The sequence below is a fragment of the Paraburkholderia sediminicola genome (genome assembly GCF_902859805.1).
GTDB classification, from domain to species: Bacteria; Pseudomonadota; Gammaproteobacteria; order Burkholderiales; family Burkholderiaceae; genus Paraburkholderia; species Paraburkholderia sediminicola.
Genome location: NZ_CADIKC010000009.1, coordinates 159541 through 175905 on the forward strand (window position 1 = coordinate 159541; position 16365 = coordinate 175905).

Here is a 16365-nt window from a genome sequence, read left to right on the forward strand (position 1 = left end):
CCACTATGTCTTATCAACCCAACGCAGCGTTTGCCGGTCTCTTTCGCGCGTTCACGTCGGACCCGCAGAGCATTGGCATACATCTGACGCAGCAGATGGCGCGGCAACAGGCGGACGATCCCATGCTGGTGTCGACTGGCAGCGATATCGTGCTGTTTCCCGGCGCGGGGCGCGCGCCGTCGATCGAGAGTTTTCGCAAATCGACGCGTGGCTTCATCGAGTTGACGGCGGTATCGCATTTGCCGCTGGCGCTGGCTTATCTTGCGCGAATGCGTGAACTGTCGCCGCACGACGGCGCGTGGCAACGCGACGCGTCGAACCTGCGTCGTCATGCCGAGGCAACTCGCGCGGCGAACTCGCTGGAATTGTGGCGCGATCAGGTAGCGGTCGCCAGCTTCGCGGGCCACGAGCAGAAGATCGCCGATCTCGTCGACTACACCTGCGGCGTGACGATCGATCTGCTTGATCGGATCGAGAAAGATCATTCGCTGCTGAGCTTCGAATGTCTGAACGAAGCGTACTTCGCGGCGCCGTCAACGAGCGCATTGCCAGTGCCGATGAACGACGTGATGTTCGCGACCTTCGGGCTGGCGTTTCTCGACATCGTGTACCGCATCGGCAACTGGTTGCGCGCTCAAGCAATCGACTGGAACCGTCTGATGTTCCTCGTCAGCGGACAGTCGGGCCGGCCGACCGCCGGGGTGAGCTGGGCCTCGAACAACATTTGCTATCTGGTGTGGTGCGCGTCGGATCGCGTGCTGTTGCCGGAACGTGTGCTCATCGCACCGCATGCGCCGTCGTTCTCGGTCGCCGAATTGCCGGACGCCGCGGGTATGGCGGAACTGGAGCGCACGTATCGGGCGTTGTGGCTCAACACCCGCTTGAGTATCGATGTCGCGCGCTTGCTATTTCCCGGGCAGCGTCCGTTTCACTTCGATCCGGTGCCGGCCGGCGGCATGCCACCCATCAGCTCGATCGACGACCGCGATGCGACTACAGCGCGCCTGCGCCGCATCATGGAAGACCCGACGCAACTGTTGTCGAACTGCGTTGCCGATTACATCGTCGATCAGTTGTACAGCAATGGCAATCAGCCGCAAAAGGTTGCGATTCCTGGTTTCACGAATGTGACTTTCCCGAGCGCCGCGCAGTCGTAACGACGGACGCCGGACCGATACCCATACCCGCGCGTAAGGGCAGCCGCGCGGGCCATAACAAAATGCCCTTGATGAAGGAGACAGGCTTCATGAATTCACTTGCACAAGAGCCGTCGGCGGGTCCACCGGTCAGCCACGTGCTGCGTATCACGCTGGTGTGCTTCGCGGTGTCGATGATCGACGGCTTCGATACGCTGATGTTGTCGTTCGTCGCGCCCTTGCTGGCGAAGTCCTTGCAGATCGATCACGCCACACTGGGCCGCGTGTTCGGCGCCGGTTTCATCGGCACGGTGCTCGGCTCGCTGATCGTCGGCCCGCTGGCGGACCGTTTCGGGCGACGGCCGATGCTGCTGCTGGCGCTCGCCGTAACCGGCATTTTCACGCTGGGCTGTGCCTTTGCCACGTCGGCAACGATGCTGGCCGCGCTGCGGTTTATCGGCGGCCTCGGCATGGGCGGCGCCATTCCGCCGGTTGCGGCGATTACGGCAGAAAGCGGTTCGCCGCAACGCCGCTCTTCGCTGGTGATTCTCATGTTCATCGGTTTTCCGCTCGGCGCGGTGGTGGGCGGCGCGATCACCGCGGCGTTGATGGTGCGCTTCGGCTGGCCGTTCGTGTTCCTGATGGGCGGCACGTTTGCCTTGCTCGCAATGATTCCGGTGCTTCTCGTGATTCCGGCACAAACCGTGAGCCGCGCCGAACGGGTGGCCGCGCGGCTGCACGCGGCGCGCGGGTTGAACGTGATCGGCGGCGTGTTCGCCGGTGGCCGGCTCCCGGCAACGCTGGCGCTCTGGTTCGGCGTGTTGTCGAGCATGATCCTGTCGGGCTTCCTGGTCAGCTTCATGCCGACCATTCTCAATATGAACGGCGTCGAACCGGGACGCGCGGCGCTTGGGTCGGTCGTGCTCAATTTCGGCGCGATCGGTGGAGCGCTGGTGATTTCCACCCTGGTCGGCAAGCGCGGGCCGTTCGTGCCGGTGGCGATTTCTTTCCTGGGCGGCGCGGTGTTGACGGTGGCGTTGGGCCAGATCATCGGTGCGGGCAATGTCGCACTTGCGATGCTGTTTGCCGTCGGCGGATTTCTGGTCGGCGGGCAATTGACGTTTCCGGCGATAGCCAGCTACCTCTTTCCCGCTAACGTGCGGGCGGCCGGTGTCGGCTGGACGCTGGCAATCGGACGCATCGGCTCGATCGTCGGGCCGGTGGTCGGCGGCATCCTGCTGTCGCAGCATCTGTCGTTCGAATCACTTTTCATGCTGGCGGCGATCCTCGCCGTAGGCGCGGCGCTCGGCATTATTCTCGCCAATGTGCTGCGGCCGCGTGAAACAGAGAGTGGCGCAGTCACGCCGACCGCGTCTTTTGCGATCACGGGTTCGGAGTTGGGGGAAGCGGGTCATGGCAAGAACTGAATTGGGCGCGGGTCTGCTCACCAGATTGCAGGCGCTGCCGACCAGCGGCGCGCGCGCAGTCGAAGTCTTTACGACGGACGAGGGCACCTTTCTCGGCGTACCGCAACTCGCGCGCGATGTACCGGGTGAGGCGCCTTATATGAACGGCGGCGACAGCGACATCGAAGCACCGATCTACCGTTGGCAGGACGGCCGTTTCGTCGAGCACGAAGCCCTGCCGCTGCCCGGTGGCGAAGACCTCGAATACTTCGAAATCGACGGCCGGCGCTTCCTCGCGGTGGCGGGCATTCGAACCGGCAAGGGGCCGTACGATCTCGATACCGACGCAGTGCTGTATGAACGCATTGCCGGCGCATGGGTGCCACTGCAGAGCTTTCCGGTATTCGGGGCGAAGCAGTGGACGGCTTTCTCGTTCGACTCGCGTCATTTCCTCGGTTTGTCGCAAGGCGTGGTGGTCGACGGTGTCGAGCCGAAACATCCACGCGAATCGTGCCTGTTCGAATGGAATGGCGAGCGCTTCGTGCCGTTCCAGACTTTCAACGGAAAGTGGGGCTACAACTTCGCTTTCGTGTCGTTCGGTGGCGAGCACTATCTCGCGTATGCGGACCACGTTAGCGGGTCGTCGGTGAATCGCTGGAACGGCGAGAAGTTTATCCCGCTGCAAACGTTCGAGGAAAACGGCGGACGCGCGTTCCGGTTCTTCGAAGCCGACGGCGCGCTCTGGATGCTGCACGCGAACCTGCTCAAACACACTACGCTGTATCGATTCGACGGTGCCCAATTTGTCGGGACGCAGATGCTGGGCGGCCCAGGCGGGCGCGAACTGTGCCTGATCGACGGCAAGGAAGGGCGCTATCTGGTGCGCGTGTGCTTTATCACCGGCACGCCGAAAGCACCGGTTGTCGTGCCGCAATCGGAGATTTTCCGCTGGCGCGATGGGTGCTTCGAACTGGTGGGCGATTTCGCGACATCCGCTGCGACCGACGCCGCCAGTTTCGTCGATGACGGTCAACGCTATCTGGTAGTCAGCAACAGCCTGAGCGAAGAGATCCGCTTTCGCACTGATTCGACGCTATACCGGTTCAACGGTTAGCGCCTAAACCACATCCCCAGCGCCCGGCCGCCCGCCGGGCATTCCCGACAGGGAACAGATATCCCTCCAGCGAGGGAGGGCACCGTTTTGCCTTTTAAAAATAAAACCACTGGAGACGAGCAATGAAAAAGTTTGCCTTGAGCTTAAGCGCATCCGCTGTACTGGCATTGAGCGTGAGCAGCCAGGTTGCGCACGCACAAAGCAGCGTGACGCTGTACGGCATTATCGATGCGGGCATTACCTATTTCAGCAATGTGAACGGCCATTCGAACTTCGTCGCCAACGACGGTTCGATCCAATCGAATCGCTGGGGCCTGCGCGGTGTGGAAGATATCGGTGGCGGCACGCGCGTCGTCTTCGTGCTGGAAAACGGCTTCAATCTCTACTCGGGCACGATGGTGCAATCGGGCGTGCTGTTTAGCCGTCAGGCGTGGTTGGGTATCGAAAATTCAACGTACGGCCGGTTCACGCTCGGCAAGCAGTACGACTTCTTCTGGGACAACCTCACGCAGTTCGCGATGGGGCAGGTTGCCGGTCAGTACTCGTGGCACCCGGGCGACTTCGATCACCTTGCGGGCACGCTGCACATCAATAACGCAATCAAGTACACGTCGCCGAACTACCTGGGATTGCAGGCAGGCGCGTTATACGCATTTCCTTCGCAATCCGTATCAGCGGGAACGGGGCGCGTGATTGCGTTTGGACTGCGTTATTCGAATGGTCCGTTGAACCTCGGCGCTGCGTACACCGATACGCATGATCTCGGCCTGAATGGACCGAGTCAGGCCGGCACTACGTTCTTCCCCAATCTGCCTGCTACACCTGTGCTGGCGAGCAGTGTGAGCAGCTTCGGCGTGGGCGGCAGCTATCGCTTCGGCAGGAGCCTGACGCGGCTGCTGTTCACCGATACGCACTTCCGCATCGGCCACGACAACGGTTCGATGCCGACCTATGAAGTGAACGAGGTGTTCCAGCTCACTCCCGCCACCACGCTGATGGGCGGCTACTGGTACAGCAAGCTCGGCTCGCAGAAGTGGCAGAACGGCACGCTCCTGCTCGATTACGCGTTGTCGAAGCGCACCGATGTCTATACGAGCGCGACCTATCTGCGCGCATCAGGCGGCGCTGCGCCGGTGTTCCTCGGCGGTGGTGCGGCTCCGGTGTTTGCCAATGGCGTGTATGTCGGCACAGGTCAGTCGTCGACCGCGGTGCGGGTGGGGCTGCGCACGTTGTTCTAGACCTGTTGCGTCAGTAGCGAAGGCGCGGCGTATTGCCCGTGGTTCATTTCAAACCGCCGGTTGGACCCGATCCGGAGTAAGCGCCAGGCGGTGGTGTTCTCCGGAGATCAGGAGACAAGCATGAATACCTGTCACCAGCGCGTCATTCGATGGCTCATTGCAATGACGATTCCACTGATCATTCTGGGGTGCGGCGGTAGTGTTCACGACACGGCGCCCGCCGACCCCACTGTCGTCAAGACCCAGCAAGGACAGATCAAAGGCGTCACCGTCAACGGCGTGCGTGAGTTTCTCGGCATGCGGTATGCGGCGCCGCCAACCGGCGCGTTGCGTTGGAAACCGCCTGCACCTGCCGCTGCCTACACGACGAGCATGTACGACGCGTCGCACCTCGGCTCGTCATGTGTCCAGGGAACGGCGACGGCCCCGACTGGCAGCGAGGACTGTCTCTTCATCAACGTCTACGTTCCTGGCGCCACCGCAAGCACCACGCCGTTGCCTGTGCTGTTCTGGATTCACGGTGGCGGTTTCATCGTCGGCTCCGGTTCCGCGACGGATGGCAGCGCGCTTGCCCAGAAGGCGAACGCGATCGTGGTGACGATCAACTACCGTCTCAATGCGCTAGGCTTCCTGGCTCATCCCGCGCTAGCCGCAGAAGACCCCAACGGCGCTTCGGGCGACTACGGCATCATGGACCAGACCGCCGCGCTTGCCTGGGTGCAGAAAAATATCGCGGCGTTCGGCGGCGATCCCGGCAACGTGACGATCTTCGGCGATTCGGCGGGCGGCCATTCGGTGTACGTGCAACTTGCTTCGCCGGGCGCGGCCGGTCTGTTTGCGAAGGCGGTTGCCATGAGCGGTGGCTTCAGCCGGCAGCAGGAGAGCTTGCAGCAGGCCGAAACGGACGGCATCGGCTACGCCAGAACGTGGGGCTGCACGGACACCACCAGCGCCGCGTGCCTGCGCAATCTGCCGGCGTCCGCACTGCTGCAAGGCAACCCCGTGGCCTGGTATGCGACGATCGACGGCAAGGTACTACCGAGCTCGACGAGCGCGGCTTTTGCCAGTGGCCAGTACAACCGGGTGCCGGTGATATCCGGTTTCACCGAGGACGAAGGAACCTACTTCGTCGCGGCTGCATTCGACGCGCAGGGCAATCCCGTCACATCCGCGGGCTACGAAACGGCGATCCAGAATTTCCTCGGCGTGCCCGGCGCCGCCACCGCGGCGCTCTATCCGGCGAGCCAGTTCAGCTCGCCGAGCCAGGCGTTGGCCAAAGCCGCCGGCGACTACCTGTTCACCTGCAGCGAAATGCAGGACGCCGACAACCTCGCGAAGTATTCGCCAGCGGCTTACATGTACCGCTTTTCGGATCCCGCGCCCTACAGCGTACATAGCCTGATTTCATTGCTGCCCCCCACCACCATGAATTACGGCGCCTTTCACTCATCGGATCTCGATTACTGGTGGCAATTGATCCCGAGTCCGACGGCCAACCAGGCAAGCCTGTCCACAGCGATGACGACCGCGCTTGCAGGTTTCGCGCATACGAGTAATCCGAATTCGGGCAGCACGGTGGCGAACTGGCCGTTGTACACCTCGGCGACCCGGCAAACGCTCGACTTCGGTTATCCGGTCTCGAACACTTACGACGCGTACACCGCGCATCAGTGCAGCTACTGGTACGGCGAGGCGCCGTCGCACGGTCTGTAGCGTAGTCAGGACCCGGCAGGGAAGAGCGCTGCCCGTGATGCATCATGGGCAGCGCAAAACACTGCTTACTGTTTGATCGGTTCTCCGAAAACCATTCCACAAAAGCTTGTTTGCGATTCCGTATCCAGGTCGCTAGATTCATTCGTATCGCAATGAATCGACGGAGGCCGTATGGCCGCACTTTCAGCGACGCTCATCTGGGGCGGACTTCGGCATCCTGTGCGAAGCCTGCAGAAGCAATTGTCAAAACGCGCAGCCGTCACGTCTGAGCAATCCGCAGACGAGACGGCTGCCGCGTCCTATACCTCTCCCTCGCCCGAACAGCTCGAACGCATTGCGGCTTACGCGCGCTGCGGCTATTTCCATATGGAATACACCGCGGGCATGTTTGTCGTGCCGCTCGAGATCCCACGGGAATAACGCGCGTGGCGGCGGTGGCGTGGCCGATCCGCGGCGAACGGGCAAAGCAGGGTCGCTGCTAGCCGGAGCATCCGAACCGATGCTTCTTTAGAAATGACAATTAATTGGTTCGGCTTCGGCTGACTCTCTTTCATAGTGTCTTCTGATGGCTATAGGCGGTTGCATTCGCAGATGGCTTAGACCCGCGCGTACTGATTCGCGCGATATCGACGGAGACATCATGACGCTTGAACTCGCAGAACGCCCCACGCTTGCACTGCTCGAAGCCGCCCGTGCCAAGGCCGCGGAAGCCGGCTTGCCCTATGCCGGCGGCCTGTCGCCACAGGATGCGTGGGCGCTCGTCCAGGCCGGCGACGCCGTGCTGGTGGACGTGCGCACCGCCGAAGAACGCAAATTCGTCGGACTCGTGCCGGACAGCCTGCACGTTGCGTGGGCGACGGGCACGAGCCTGACGCGCAATCCGCGCTTCGTGCGTGAACTGGAAGCGAAAACCGGCAAGGACGCCGTCGTGCTGCTGCTGTGCCGCAGCGGCAACCGCTCGGCACTGGCCGCCGAGGCTGCGGCGAAAGCCGGCTTCACGCAGGTATTCAATGTCCTGGAAGGCTTTGAAGGGGAGCTGGACGGCGCGCAACGGCGCGGCGCCAGCAATGGTTGGCGCTTTCATGGGCTGCCGTGGATTCAGGACTGACAGCCTGATCGTTCATGCTGCACTTTACGGGGAGTAACCGCTGTGGCTGTGTTTGATGTCGATGAAATTGTTCACGCGCTTCAGACGGTCCGCCAGCAATGGCGCGAAGTGCAGAAGCGCTCGCTCGAGCCAGGCGGGCGCGAATTGCCGGGGCGCGAAGCGCTCTCGGAGGTCATCGACACGCTGAAGGGCGTGCTCTTTCCGATGCGGCTCGGACCGCCCGACCTTCGTCAGGAAAGCGAAAACTTCTATGTCGGGCACGCGCTCGACGCCGCGCTGCATGCGTTGCTGAGTCAGGCGCGTCTGGAGCTTCACTACCGCAGCCGCCATCAACCGCCGCCCGCCGCCACGATCGAGGCGCAGGCAGGTATCGCCGTGCGCGCTTTCGCGGCGCGTTTGCCGGCGATTCGCAGCTTGCTCGATAGCGACGTACTAGCCGCGTTTCACGGCGACCCGGCGGCCGGCAGCGTGGATGAAGTCCTGCTGTGCTACCCCGGCGTGCTGGCGATGATCCACCACCGGCTCGCTCATGAACTGTACGGGTTGGGGCTGCCGCTGCTGGCGCGCATCATCGCCGAACTCGCGCATGCGCAGACCGGTATCGACATTCATCCAGGCGCGCGGATCGGCGCGGGGTTCTTCATCGATCATGGGACGGGTGTGGTGATCGGCGAAACGGCCATCATCGGCGAACGCGTGCGGCTCTATCAGGCCGTTACGCTGGGCGCGAAGCGTTTTCCGCGCGACGCGCAGGGACATCTGGAAAAGGGCCATGCGCGTCATCCGATCGTCGAGGACGACGTCGTGATTTACGCGGGCGCCACCATTCTTGGACGCGTCACGCTCGGGCAGGGCGCGGTGATCGGCGGCAACGTGTGGGTCACGCAGGATGTCGCGCCCGGTTCGCACGTGACGCAGGCCGTGTCTCGCAACGAAGGCACCGGCGCCGCGACCGCGGCAGTCCGCGAACGGCCGCCGCGCGATCAGGAGGCAGTCGCGGAGCCCGCCACGGCCGGGGCGGCTCGATGAGCGTGCTCGTCAGAGACTTCGGCGCCGCGGTGCGGCGCTTTCGTGAGGCGTCCGGCTGGTCGCAGGAGCAATTGGCCGAGCACGCCGGACTCAACCGGTCTTATGTCGGCGAGATCGAACGCGGTTCTGCGATCGCGTCGATTGTCACGCTCGACAAGCTTGCCCGTGCTTTCAACGTGCCGGTTGAACGCCTGCTCAGTCATTCGTCCGATGGCGTGAGCGTTGCCGCGCGCCCACATTCCACACGCGTCGATCCTGCATCTGCCCGTTAGGCCGCTGCTTTGCCGTCTATAGCATGTTGAACGGCCAGGGGCGTCTTCCCATAATCAGATTCGTTCATAAGCTTTCCCGTTTTTCTTCTATCAATCCTGGAGCAACAGATGACAGCAACAGTCGGCGGCCTGACGGCGCTCGGCGATACCGCAGCACGGCAACTAGCCAATGCCACCAAAACCGTTCCGCAACTCGCCACGATCACGCCGCGCTGGCTCACTCATCTGCTGCAATGGCTGCCGGTCGAGGCGGGCATCTATCGTCTGAACCAGGTGAAGAATCCTGAAGCCGTCAAGGCGGCCTGCACCGCGCGTGAAGATGAAAGCATTCTGCCGCGCACCTTCGTGCCGTACGAAGAGCAACCGCGTGAGTACTTCCTGAATGCGGTGAGCACCGTGCTCGACGTGCATACGCGAATCTCGGATCTGTACAGCAGCCCGCACGATCAGATCAAGGAACAACTGCGCCTTACGATCGAAACGATCAAGGAGTTGCAGGAAAGCCAGCTCATCAACAATCCGGACTACGGCCTGCTCGCGAACGTGGCCGAAGAACAGCGCGTGTTTCCGCTGACCGGTGCGCCGACGCCCGACGATCTCGACGAATTGCTGACCAAGGTCTGGAAAGAGCCGGCGTTCTTCCTGACGCATCCGCTCGCGATTGCCGCCTTCGGCCGTGAATGCACGCGCCGTGGCGTGCCGCCGCCGACGGTCAGCCTGTTCGGCTCGCAGTTCCTGACGTGGCGTGGCATTCCGCTGATTCCGTCGGACAAGGTGCCGGTTGCCGACGGCAAGACCAAGATCCTGCTGCTGCGCGTGGGCGACAAGCGCCAGGGCGTGGTCGGTCTGTTCCAGCCGGGCGTGGCCGGCGAACAGGGCCCGGGTCTGTCGGTCCGCTTCATGGGCATCAACAATCATGCGATCGCGTCGTATCTGATCTCGCTCTATTGCTCGCTCGCGGTGCATTCGCCGGACGCGCTGGCAGTTCTCGATGACGTGGAGATCGGCAAGTACCATGACTACCCAGACACCTACAAGTAAGCCCATGGATAGCGTCCTGCCGCACGATGTGCCGACGGGTCCGCCCGCGGGTTTGCCTGATCCGGCGACATTGGCGTCGCTCGCCAATGCGTTCTTCTCGGCGCTGCCGGGCAACGCGCCGCAAGTAGGCGGTGCGCCCGACGTGGCCGCCACGCTGCCGTTCACGGCGCCCGTGACCAGCGAGATCAGCAATCCGGCTCCGGCCGGTTCCCCGCTTGCGGGCCCCGGCGGCGCGGGCACGGGCGTGCCTGGTGCAGCGTTGCCGCAGGGGCAGGTGCCGGGGGGCAACCTGTTGCCGTCAGCACCTACGCATGTGCTGTCGTTGGGGAATCGCGCGCCTGCGTTGGCGCCTCATGGTGTTGCGCAGAACGGCTTGCCGGATAGCGCGGTGACCGTTGCGCCGGCGCTCGATCCGCGCTTTGGCGGGGCGGCGCTGGGTGTGCCTGAAGCACACGGTGCGCAGCGTCCGTCAGCGAGTGGTGCAGCGCCTGCGTCGCCTTATTATTTCCTGGGCGAAACGGCGCAAGCCCGGACATCGACGGTCGCGTCGCCGGATATCGTCGTGCCGGGTTGGAACGAAGTCAGCGCGCAATCGCTCGGACTCCCTGGTGTCGATCAGCCGCTCGCCGAGCAGCGTTTCCCGTACGACAGGCCGGCAGCATCGCAAGCGGCTCCAAACGTCGCACCGGCGCAGCACACCGGCGGCTCGCATTATTTCCTGAATCTGAATGAGGGATCGCAGTTTCCCGGGCACACTTCCACCACAACGGACAGCGTGCCGCATGCCGGGCCGTCAGCGCATCCTCCGTTCGATGTGAATGCAATTCGCCGGGACTTTCCGATTCTGCAGGAACGCGTGAACGGCCGTCAGTTGGTGTGGTTCGACAATGCCGCGACCACGCACAAACCGCAGGCGGTGATCGATCGGCTCGCATATTTTTACGCGCATGAAAACTCGAACATCCATCGGGCTGCCCATGCACTGGCCGGCCGCGCCACGGATGCGTACGAAGCCGCACGCAGCAAGGTGCAGCGTTTCATCGGCGCGGCCTCGCCGGAGGAAATCATCTTCGTGCGCGGCACCACCGAAGCGATCAACCTGGTCGCGAAGACGTGGGGCGTGAAGCATGTCGGCGAGGGGGACGAGATCATCGTCTCGCATCTGGAGCATCACGCCAACATCGTGCCGTGGCAGCAGCTTGCCGCGCAAACCGGCGCCAAACTGCGCGTGATTCCGGTCGACGACAGTGGCCAGGTTTTGCTCGACGAATATCGTCGGCTGCTCAATGACCGGACGAAGATTGTGTCGGTCACGCAGGTGTCGAACGCGTTGGGCACCGTGGTGCCGGTCAAGGAGATCGTCGAGTTGGCGCATCGTGCTGGTGCGAAGGCGTTGGTTGACGGTGCTCAGTCTGTGTCGCATATGCGGGTAGACGTGCAGGCGCTTGACGCGGATTTCTTCGTGTTCTCGGGGCACAAGGTGTTCGGTCCAACGGGCATCGGCGTGGTCTACGGCAAGCGCGCGATTCTGGAAGATATGCCGCCCTGGCAGGGCGGCGGCAACATGATCGCGGATGTCACCTTCGAGCGCACCGTATTCCAGCCTCCGCCGAATCGCTTTGAAGCGGGCACGGGCAATATCGCCGATGCAGTAGGGCTGGGAGCCGCGATCGACTACGTTCAGCGCGTGGGCATCGAGAATATCGCGCGCTATGAACACGATCTGCTGGCCTATGCGACGAGCGTGCTGCAGCCCGTGCCTGGTGTGCGCCTGATTGGCACGGCGCGCGACAAGGCCAGTGTATTGTCCTTTGTGTTGAAGGGCTACGAGACCGAGGAAGTCGGGCAGGCGCTGAACGAAGAGGGCATCGCCGTGCGCTCGGGACATCATTGCGCGCAGCCGATTTTGCGGCGCTTTGGCGTGGAGGCGACGGTGAGGCCGTCGCTTGCGTTCTACAACACCTGCGATGAAGTCGATGCGCTGGTGTCGGTCGTGCGTCGGCTGTCTTCGCGACGTTAGTGAAATGCGGCGGCCGTTAATTACGTTCGCCGCTTTCCTACGCCTTCATTCAGGCAATCCCCGCCAGATAATCCCACGGATAGATCCCCTGCGCGTGTCCGTCACTGAACGCAATCTGCACGCCGTAGCCCATCGGCTGCATGTCGACAATCGCGAGGTGCGGCTCGATTCGCGCAGCCTTGCCCGAATGCGTCAAGCGACGGCATGTCGAGCAAGGGCATCGCTCTCGCAGCGTGGCGTTGTCGATCCACTGCGTCTGGCCATCACGCCACGTCAGGGACAGTCGCTCTGTCGCGGCATGAATCGTCACGTGTTCGGGTGCGTTCATTAGTTTGCCGTTTCAATCTGTGCTAACGCTATCCGTGCGGCCTTGCGTACTTCCGGATCGGGATCGGTCGCGGCTGCGTGCAAGGCCGGCAACGATGCTGTGTCGCCCAGTTCTCCGAGCGACAAGGCCGCTTCCTTGCGCAGATTGCTGATCGCATGTGTGAGCACCGTGGCGACCGCCGTGCTCGCGGTGGCGGTTGCGGTTGCGCTTGTGTTTGCGTTTGCATCGCCGAGTTTGCCCAACGCGCGGACTGCCTGTAAACGGACTTGCCAGTAGTCGTCGTTGAGCGCTGCGATCAACGCACCCTGTGCGCCCGAAGCGCGCAGTTTGCCGAGCGTGGCCGCCGCTTCTTCCCGAACCTGCCACGCGGCATCGCGCAACGCACTCAGCAACGCGGCGATGGTTTCGTCCGTCGCTGCTGCGCCGATGCCCAACGCGCCGATTGCCGCGCGCCGCACGGCGGCGCTCGGGTCCTGCGCGGCAATGGCGGTAAGAGGGCCAAGCGCTCGCCCGCTTTTCAACCAGCCGAGCACGCTTACGGCTTCGAGCCGCACACCGTCCTCGTTCGCGCTCAGCGCGGCTAGTGCGGGTTCCAACGCGCCTTCATAACGTAGTTCGCGTAGACCGCGAAGCGCAGCCTGACGCACGAACGGATCGTCATGCGTGGTCCACGGCGCGAGCAGTGGTCCGGATTGCGGGTCCTTCAGATTGGACAGACTCTGCGCGGCTGCGTCGCGGACATCTTCCGCATGATCCGCCAGCGCTTCGCATAGCGCCTCAACCGCATCGGCGCGCTCCCATGCACCGAGCACCTCGGCGGCCTGAGCCCGAACGTCCGATGAGGTGTCGGTGCGTAACGCGGCGACAATCGGTCCGAGTACGGCTTCGTCTTCGAGGTCGGCGAGCGCAAGGAGGGCGATGCGGCGCACGGCGGCATCCGCGGACGCGAGGCGCGGCAGGATTTCGGCGGCTTCCGGATCGAGGGAATCGGGGTCGAACGTCAGCGGAAGCGAAATATCGGTCATGAGTTGAGTGGTGTCTTGAGGGTTCGCTACTAGCGCAGCAGATAAGGAATGTCGACCCTGACCGCATTGGTCGGGCAATCCTTCTCGCACGGCATGCAGTACCAGCATTCGTCGAACTTCATGTAGGCCTTGCCTTTGGTCAGGTCGATCGCGAGCAGGTCGAGCGGGCATACATCCACGCAGACGGTGCAGCCTTTGTCGGCGATGCATTTGTCTTCGTCGATCGTGACCGGCGCTGCGCTGCGCTGGAAAATGTTGTGCGGTGTCGTAGACATGGTGGCTCCTTAGGCGTCGGCCAGCGCGGGCTCGCCGATGCGCAGGTTCTGATAGGCGTGACTCTCGTGGGTGTCGAGCGGCACCACGTACGGCTCGACAGCGCGTTTTTCGCTGACCATGCGGCCCGCTGCATCTTTCTTCAGATGCGTGTGGCAGAACCACTCGGCGTCATTACGCTGCGGATAATCGACGCGATGGTGGTACAGCCCCCAGCGGCTTTCCGTGCGATACAGCGACGCATGGGCCGCCATTTCGGCGCAGTCGCGAATCGCCCGCACTTCCGCGGCGCGCATCAGTTCGTGCGGATTGTCGGCTTTGATCTGGTCGATGTCGGTGGCGATTTCCGCGAAACGTTGCAGGCCGATTTCCATCTTGCGCGTGACCTTCGGCGGCTGAAGATAGTCGTTCACCATGCGGCGCAGCTTGTATTCGACTTGCGCCGGTGCAAGCCCTGTCTCGCGTTCGAGCGGTGCATAGATCCGCGCCCGTTCGGCTTCGATCTGCCCGTTATCGAGCGCTGCATGCTCACGGCCCTCGACGTACTGCGCCGCGTTCTGCCCCGCGAACCAGCCGTAGGTGAACGCACCGAGCATGTAGTTGTGCGGTACCGCAGCCATGTCGCCGGCAGCGTAGAGACCGGCGACCGTGGTCTCCGCGCGCTCGTTCACGTAGACGCCCGACGCGCTATGGCCGCTGCAAAAACCGATCTCCGAGATGTGCATCTCGATCATCTGCTGCCGGTAATCGGTGCCGCGTCCCGCATGAAATCGTCCGCGGCTCGGGCGCTCATTCGTGTGCAGAATCTGCTCGATCGTTTGAATGGTTTCTTCCGCGAGATGGTCGAGCTTCAGAAATACCGGGCCGTTGCCGCTTTGGAGTTCCTGATAGAACTCCCACATCATCTGGCCGCTCCAGTAGTCGCATTCGATGAAACGCTCACCTTTGCCGTTCGCGGTGAAGCCGCCGAGGGGGCCCGTCACATAGGCGCAGGCGGGGCCGTTGTAGTCCTTGATCAGCGGATTGATCTGGAAGCACTCGAGGTTCGCTAGCGCCGCGCCCGCGTGATAGGCCATCGCGTAGCCGTCGCCTGCGTTGGTGGGATTCTCGTAGGTTCCCATCAGGTAGCCGGAGGACGGCAAGCCGAGCCGTCCTGCCGCCCCGCAGCTGAGAATGACGGCCTTCGCGCGCACCACATAAAAATCCGCCGTGCGGCAATCGAAGCCCAGCACGCCACACGCGCGCCCTTGCGCATCGGTCAGAACACGTGTCACGACGATGCGATTGGTAATCGCAATGCGCGCGCGTTTGAGCTGCCGGTAAAGCACTTTCTTGATGTCATGGCCTTCCGGCATCGGCAGAACATAGGAGCCCATGTGATGCACTTTCTTGACCGCATAGTCGCCCGTGCCGTCTTTTTCGAACTTCACGCCCCAGCGATCGAGTTCCTCGATGGTCTTGAAACTGTGCTGGGCGTACGCGTAGACGGCGGCCTGATCGACGATGCCGTCGTTGGCGATGGTGATTTCCTTGGTGTACTGCTCGGGTGTGGCGTGGCCTGGGATGATGGCGTTATTCAGACCGTCCATGCCCATCGAAATCGCGCCGCTGCGTTTGACATTGGCCTTTTCCAGCAGCAGTACCTTCAGATTCGGATTCTGTTCCTTTGCTTTGACGGCAGCCATCGGACCCGCTGTGCCACCCCCAACGACGACCAGGTCGTACTCGATCACGTGCGTATTCATTTGCTCTTCCTTGTGGTCTTCTTCTCTTTCTGGCGGTCGATGCGAAAGCGGTACTGAAACGCGTCGCCGCGGAAATAGAGGTGTTCGTAATCGATCGGTGTGCCGTCCGCGCTATGCGTCAGACGTTCGATGCGCAGCACCGGGCTGCCTTCTTCAACGTTCAGGGCTTCGACGATTTCATCGTCGGCGAGAATCGCGTCGATGGAGACGTCGGCGTGGCCAAGCGGCACCGCGCAGTCGTTCTCGAGAATCAGGAAGATGTCGCGCGTGACGAGATCGGCGCCGGCGAGGCGTTTGCCCAATGCTTCCGGCACCCACGTAATTTCGAGCGACACCGGCGCGCGATTGAGCATCCGCACGCGACGGATTTCGGCGACCTTCGCGCCCTCGGGCAGTTGAAGCCGGCTCGCGATCTGCGCGGTGGCGGGAATAAAGCGGATATGTTTGAGCTGGTTGACGATCTCATAGCCCATCGACGACATCGCTTCGGCGAAACCTTGCAACGCACTGACGTTCTGGAAGGCCTTAGGCTTGGAGACAAAGGTGCCCTTGCCGTGCAGTTTGAAAACGAGGCCTTCTTTCTGCAGATCGCCGAGCGCTTGCCGCACGGTGATTCGGCTGACGTTGAACATCGCGCAGAGGTCGTTTTCAGATGGCATCTGCGAATGGGCCGCATACGTACCGTCGAGAATGCGCGAGCGCAATGCAGTCTTTATCTGCTCGTAGAGCGGCGGGGCGGAGAGAGGCAGCACGTTGGCCGGGTTGGGTTTCTGCATGATCTGGGGGGTGTCTGAACTTGTTATGACAAGTGTATAACAGTTTGGCGAGAGAGCCTTGAGGGGCGAACGAAGATTTTGTGCTTTGCATTTCTGCGGAACAGCTTTCGGCGTGCCCGTTAGTGCCGGAGCCCCGGCGCA

The 16365-nt window shown here is 62.5% G+C and carries 16 protein-coding genes; 11 read left to right on the forward strand and 5 right to left on the reverse strand.

Annotated elements, in window-relative coordinates:
- The first annotated feature begins 5 nt into the window (after window positions 1-5).
- The 11 genes from R8871_RS27815 (at window position 6) to R8871_RS27865 (ending at window position 12077) form a co-directional block, all read left to right on the forward strand.
- On the forward strand, window positions 6-1157 hold the full coding sequence (locus R8871_RS27815) for a DUF5624 domain-containing protein (RefSeq protein ID WP_175053348.1): 1152 nt from the start codon (window positions 6-8) through the stop codon (window positions 1155-1157).
- Window positions 1158-1246: 89 nt separating this feature from the next.
- Window positions 1247-2563, forward strand: a complete 1317-nt coding sequence (locus R8871_RS27820; RefSeq protein WP_175053349.1) for an MFS transporter — start codon at window positions 1247-1249, stop codon at window positions 2561-2563.
- Entirely contained in the window at window positions 2550-3656 is a 1107-nt protein-coding gene (locus R8871_RS27825; RefSeq protein WP_175053350.1) for a hypothetical protein, read from the forward strand. Before R8871_RS27820 ends, R8871_RS27825 begins: the two co-directional genes overlap by 14 nt.
- Before the next feature lie 122 nt (window positions 3657-3778).
- Window positions 3779-4894 (forward strand): porin, encoded by a 1116-nt coding sequence (locus R8871_RS27830; protein ID WP_175053351.1) that lies wholly within the window; start codon window positions 3779-3781, stop codon window positions 4892-4894.
- 120 nt (window positions 4895-5014) lie between these two features.
- A complete protein-coding gene (locus R8871_RS27835; RefSeq protein WP_175053352.1) occupies window positions 5015-6607 on the forward strand; it encodes a carboxylesterase/lipase family protein in 1593 nt (530 codons plus the stop codon).
- A 171-nt stretch (window positions 6608-6778) separates the two neighbouring features.
- The gene (locus R8871_RS27840; protein ID WP_175053353.1) at window positions 6779-7027 is read left to right on the forward strand and encodes a hypothetical protein; all 249 of its coding nucleotides are present in this window, start codon (window positions 6779-6781) and stop codon (window positions 7025-7027) included.
- Window positions 7028-7247: 220 nt separating this feature from the next.
- Window positions 7248-7715: a rhodanese-like domain-containing protein gene (locus tag R8871_RS27845; protein ID WP_175053354.1), complete on the forward strand. Its 468-nt coding sequence runs from the start codon at window positions 7248-7250 to the stop codon at window positions 7713-7715.
- A gap of 42 nt (window positions 7716-7757) precedes the next feature.
- Entirely contained in the window at window positions 7758-8744 is a 987-nt protein-coding gene (gene epsC, locus R8871_RS27850) for a serine O-acetyltransferase EpsC (RefSeq protein WP_175053355.1), read from the forward strand.
- Window positions 8741-9016 (forward strand): helix-turn-helix domain-containing protein, encoded by a 276-nt coding sequence (locus R8871_RS27855; protein ID WP_175053356.1) that lies wholly within the window; start codon window positions 8741-8743, stop codon window positions 9014-9016. Before epsC ends, R8871_RS27855 begins: the two co-directional genes overlap by 4 nt.
- Window positions 9017-9124: 108 nt before the next feature.
- Window positions 9125-10057 (forward strand): family 2A encapsulin nanocompartment shell protein, encoded by a 933-nt coding sequence (locus R8871_RS27860; RefSeq protein WP_054040017.1) that lies wholly within the window; start codon window positions 9125-9127, stop codon window positions 10055-10057.
- Complete coding sequence (locus tag R8871_RS27865) at window positions 10032-12077, forward strand: family 2A encapsulin nanocompartment cargo protein cysteine desulfurase (RefSeq protein ID WP_175053357.1); 2046 nt, start codon at window positions 10032-10034, stop codon at window positions 12075-12077. Before R8871_RS27860 ends, R8871_RS27865 begins: the two co-directional genes overlap by 26 nt.
- A gap of 49 nt (window positions 12078-12126) precedes the next feature.
- On the opposite strand, the gene R8871_RS27870 is transcribed toward R8871_RS27865, so the two are convergent.
- Genes R8871_RS27870 through R8871_RS27890 form a run of 5 tightly spaced genes read right to left on the reverse strand, consistent with a single transcriptional unit; the run spans window position 12127 to window position 16224 of the window.
- A complete protein-coding gene (locus R8871_RS27870) occupies window positions 12127-12405 on the reverse strand; it encodes a DUF971 domain-containing protein (RefSeq protein ID WP_175053358.1) in 279 nt (92 codons plus the stop codon).
- The gene (locus tag R8871_RS27875; RefSeq protein ID WP_175053359.1) at window positions 12405-13430 is read right to left on the reverse strand and encodes a HEAT repeat domain-containing protein; all 1026 of its coding nucleotides are present in this window, start codon (window positions 13428-13430) and stop codon (window positions 12405-12407) included. Before R8871_RS27875 ends, R8871_RS27870 begins: the two co-directional genes overlap by 1 nt.
- Before the next feature lie 29 nt (window positions 13431-13459).
- Window positions 13460-13705, reverse strand: coding sequence for a 4Fe-4S dicluster domain-containing protein (locus R8871_RS27880; RefSeq protein ID WP_175053360.1), 246 nt, complete (start codon window positions 13703-13705; stop codon window positions 13460-13462).
- A gap of 9 nt (window positions 13706-13714) precedes the next feature.
- On the reverse strand, window positions 13715-15448 hold the full coding sequence (locus R8871_RS27885; protein ID WP_175053361.1) for a fumarate reductase/succinate dehydrogenase flavoprotein subunit: 1734 nt from the start codon (window positions 15446-15448) through the stop codon (window positions 13715-13717).
- Entirely contained in the window at window positions 15445-16224 is a 780-nt protein-coding gene (locus tag R8871_RS27890) for a GntR family transcriptional regulator (protein WP_175053362.1), read from the reverse strand. Before R8871_RS27890 ends, R8871_RS27885 begins: the two co-directional genes overlap by 4 nt.
- Between the last annotated feature and the right edge of the window lie 141 nt (window positions 16225-16365).

What these genes read in the sequence shown, in the direction of transcription:
- R8871_RS27815 (WP_175053348.1), top strand. Translation starts at nt 6, where the DNA reads ATGTCTTATCAACCCAACGCAGCGTTTGCCGGTCTCTTTCGCGCGTTC.
- R8871_RS27820 (WP_175053349.1), top strand. Translation starts at nt 1,247, where the DNA reads ATGAATTCACTTGCACAAGAGCCGTCGGCGGGTCCACCGGTCAGCCAC.
- R8871_RS27825 (WP_175053350.1), top strand. Translation starts at nt 2,550, where the DNA reads ATGGCAAGAACTGAATTGGGCGCGGGTCTGCTCACCAGATTGCAGGCG.
- R8871_RS27830 (WP_175053351.1), top strand. Translation starts at nt 3,779, where the DNA reads ATGAAAAAGTTTGCCTTGAGCTTAAGCGCATCCGCTGTACTGGCATTG.
- R8871_RS27835 (WP_175053352.1), top strand. Translation starts at nt 5,015, where the DNA reads ATGAATACCTGTCACCAGCGCGTCATTCGATGGCTCATTGCAATGACG.
- R8871_RS27840 (WP_175053353.1), top strand. Translation starts at nt 6,779, where the DNA reads ATGGCCGCACTTTCAGCGACGCTCATCTGGGGCGGACTTCGGCATCCT.
- R8871_RS27845 (WP_175053354.1), top strand. Translation starts at nt 7,248, where the DNA reads ATGACGCTTGAACTCGCAGAACGCCCCACGCTTGCACTGCTCGAAGCC.
- R8871_RS27855 (WP_175053356.1), top strand. Translation starts at nt 8,741, where the DNA reads ATGAGCGTGCTCGTCAGAGACTTCGGCGCCGCGGTGCGGCGCTTTCGT.
- R8871_RS27860 (WP_054040017.1), top strand. Translation starts at nt 9,125, where the DNA reads ATGACAGCAACAGTCGGCGGCCTGACGGCGCTCGGCGATACCGCAGCA.
- R8871_RS27865 (WP_175053357.1), top strand. Translation starts at nt 10,032, where the DNA reads ATGACTACCCAGACACCTACAAGTAAGCCCATGGATAGCGTCCTGCCG.
- R8871_RS27870 (WP_175053358.1), bottom strand. Translation starts at nt 12,405, where the DNA reads ATGAACGCACCCGAACACGTGACGATTCATGCCGCGACAGAGCGACTG.
- R8871_RS27875 (WP_175053359.1), bottom strand. Translation starts at nt 13,430, where the DNA reads ATGACCGATATTTCGCTTCCGCTGACGTTCGACCCCGATTCCCTCGAT.
- R8871_RS27880 (WP_175053360.1), bottom strand. Translation starts at nt 13,705, where the DNA reads ATGTCTACGACACCGCACAACATTTTCCAGCGCAGCGCAGCGCCGGTC.
- R8871_RS27885 (WP_175053361.1), bottom strand. Translation starts at nt 15,448, where the DNA reads ATGAATACGCACGTGATCGAGTACGACCTGGTCGTCGTTGGGGGTGGC.
- R8871_RS27890 (WP_175053362.1), bottom strand. Translation starts at nt 16,224, where the DNA reads ATGCAGAAACCCAACCCGGCCAACGTGCTGCCTCTCTCCGCCCCGCCG.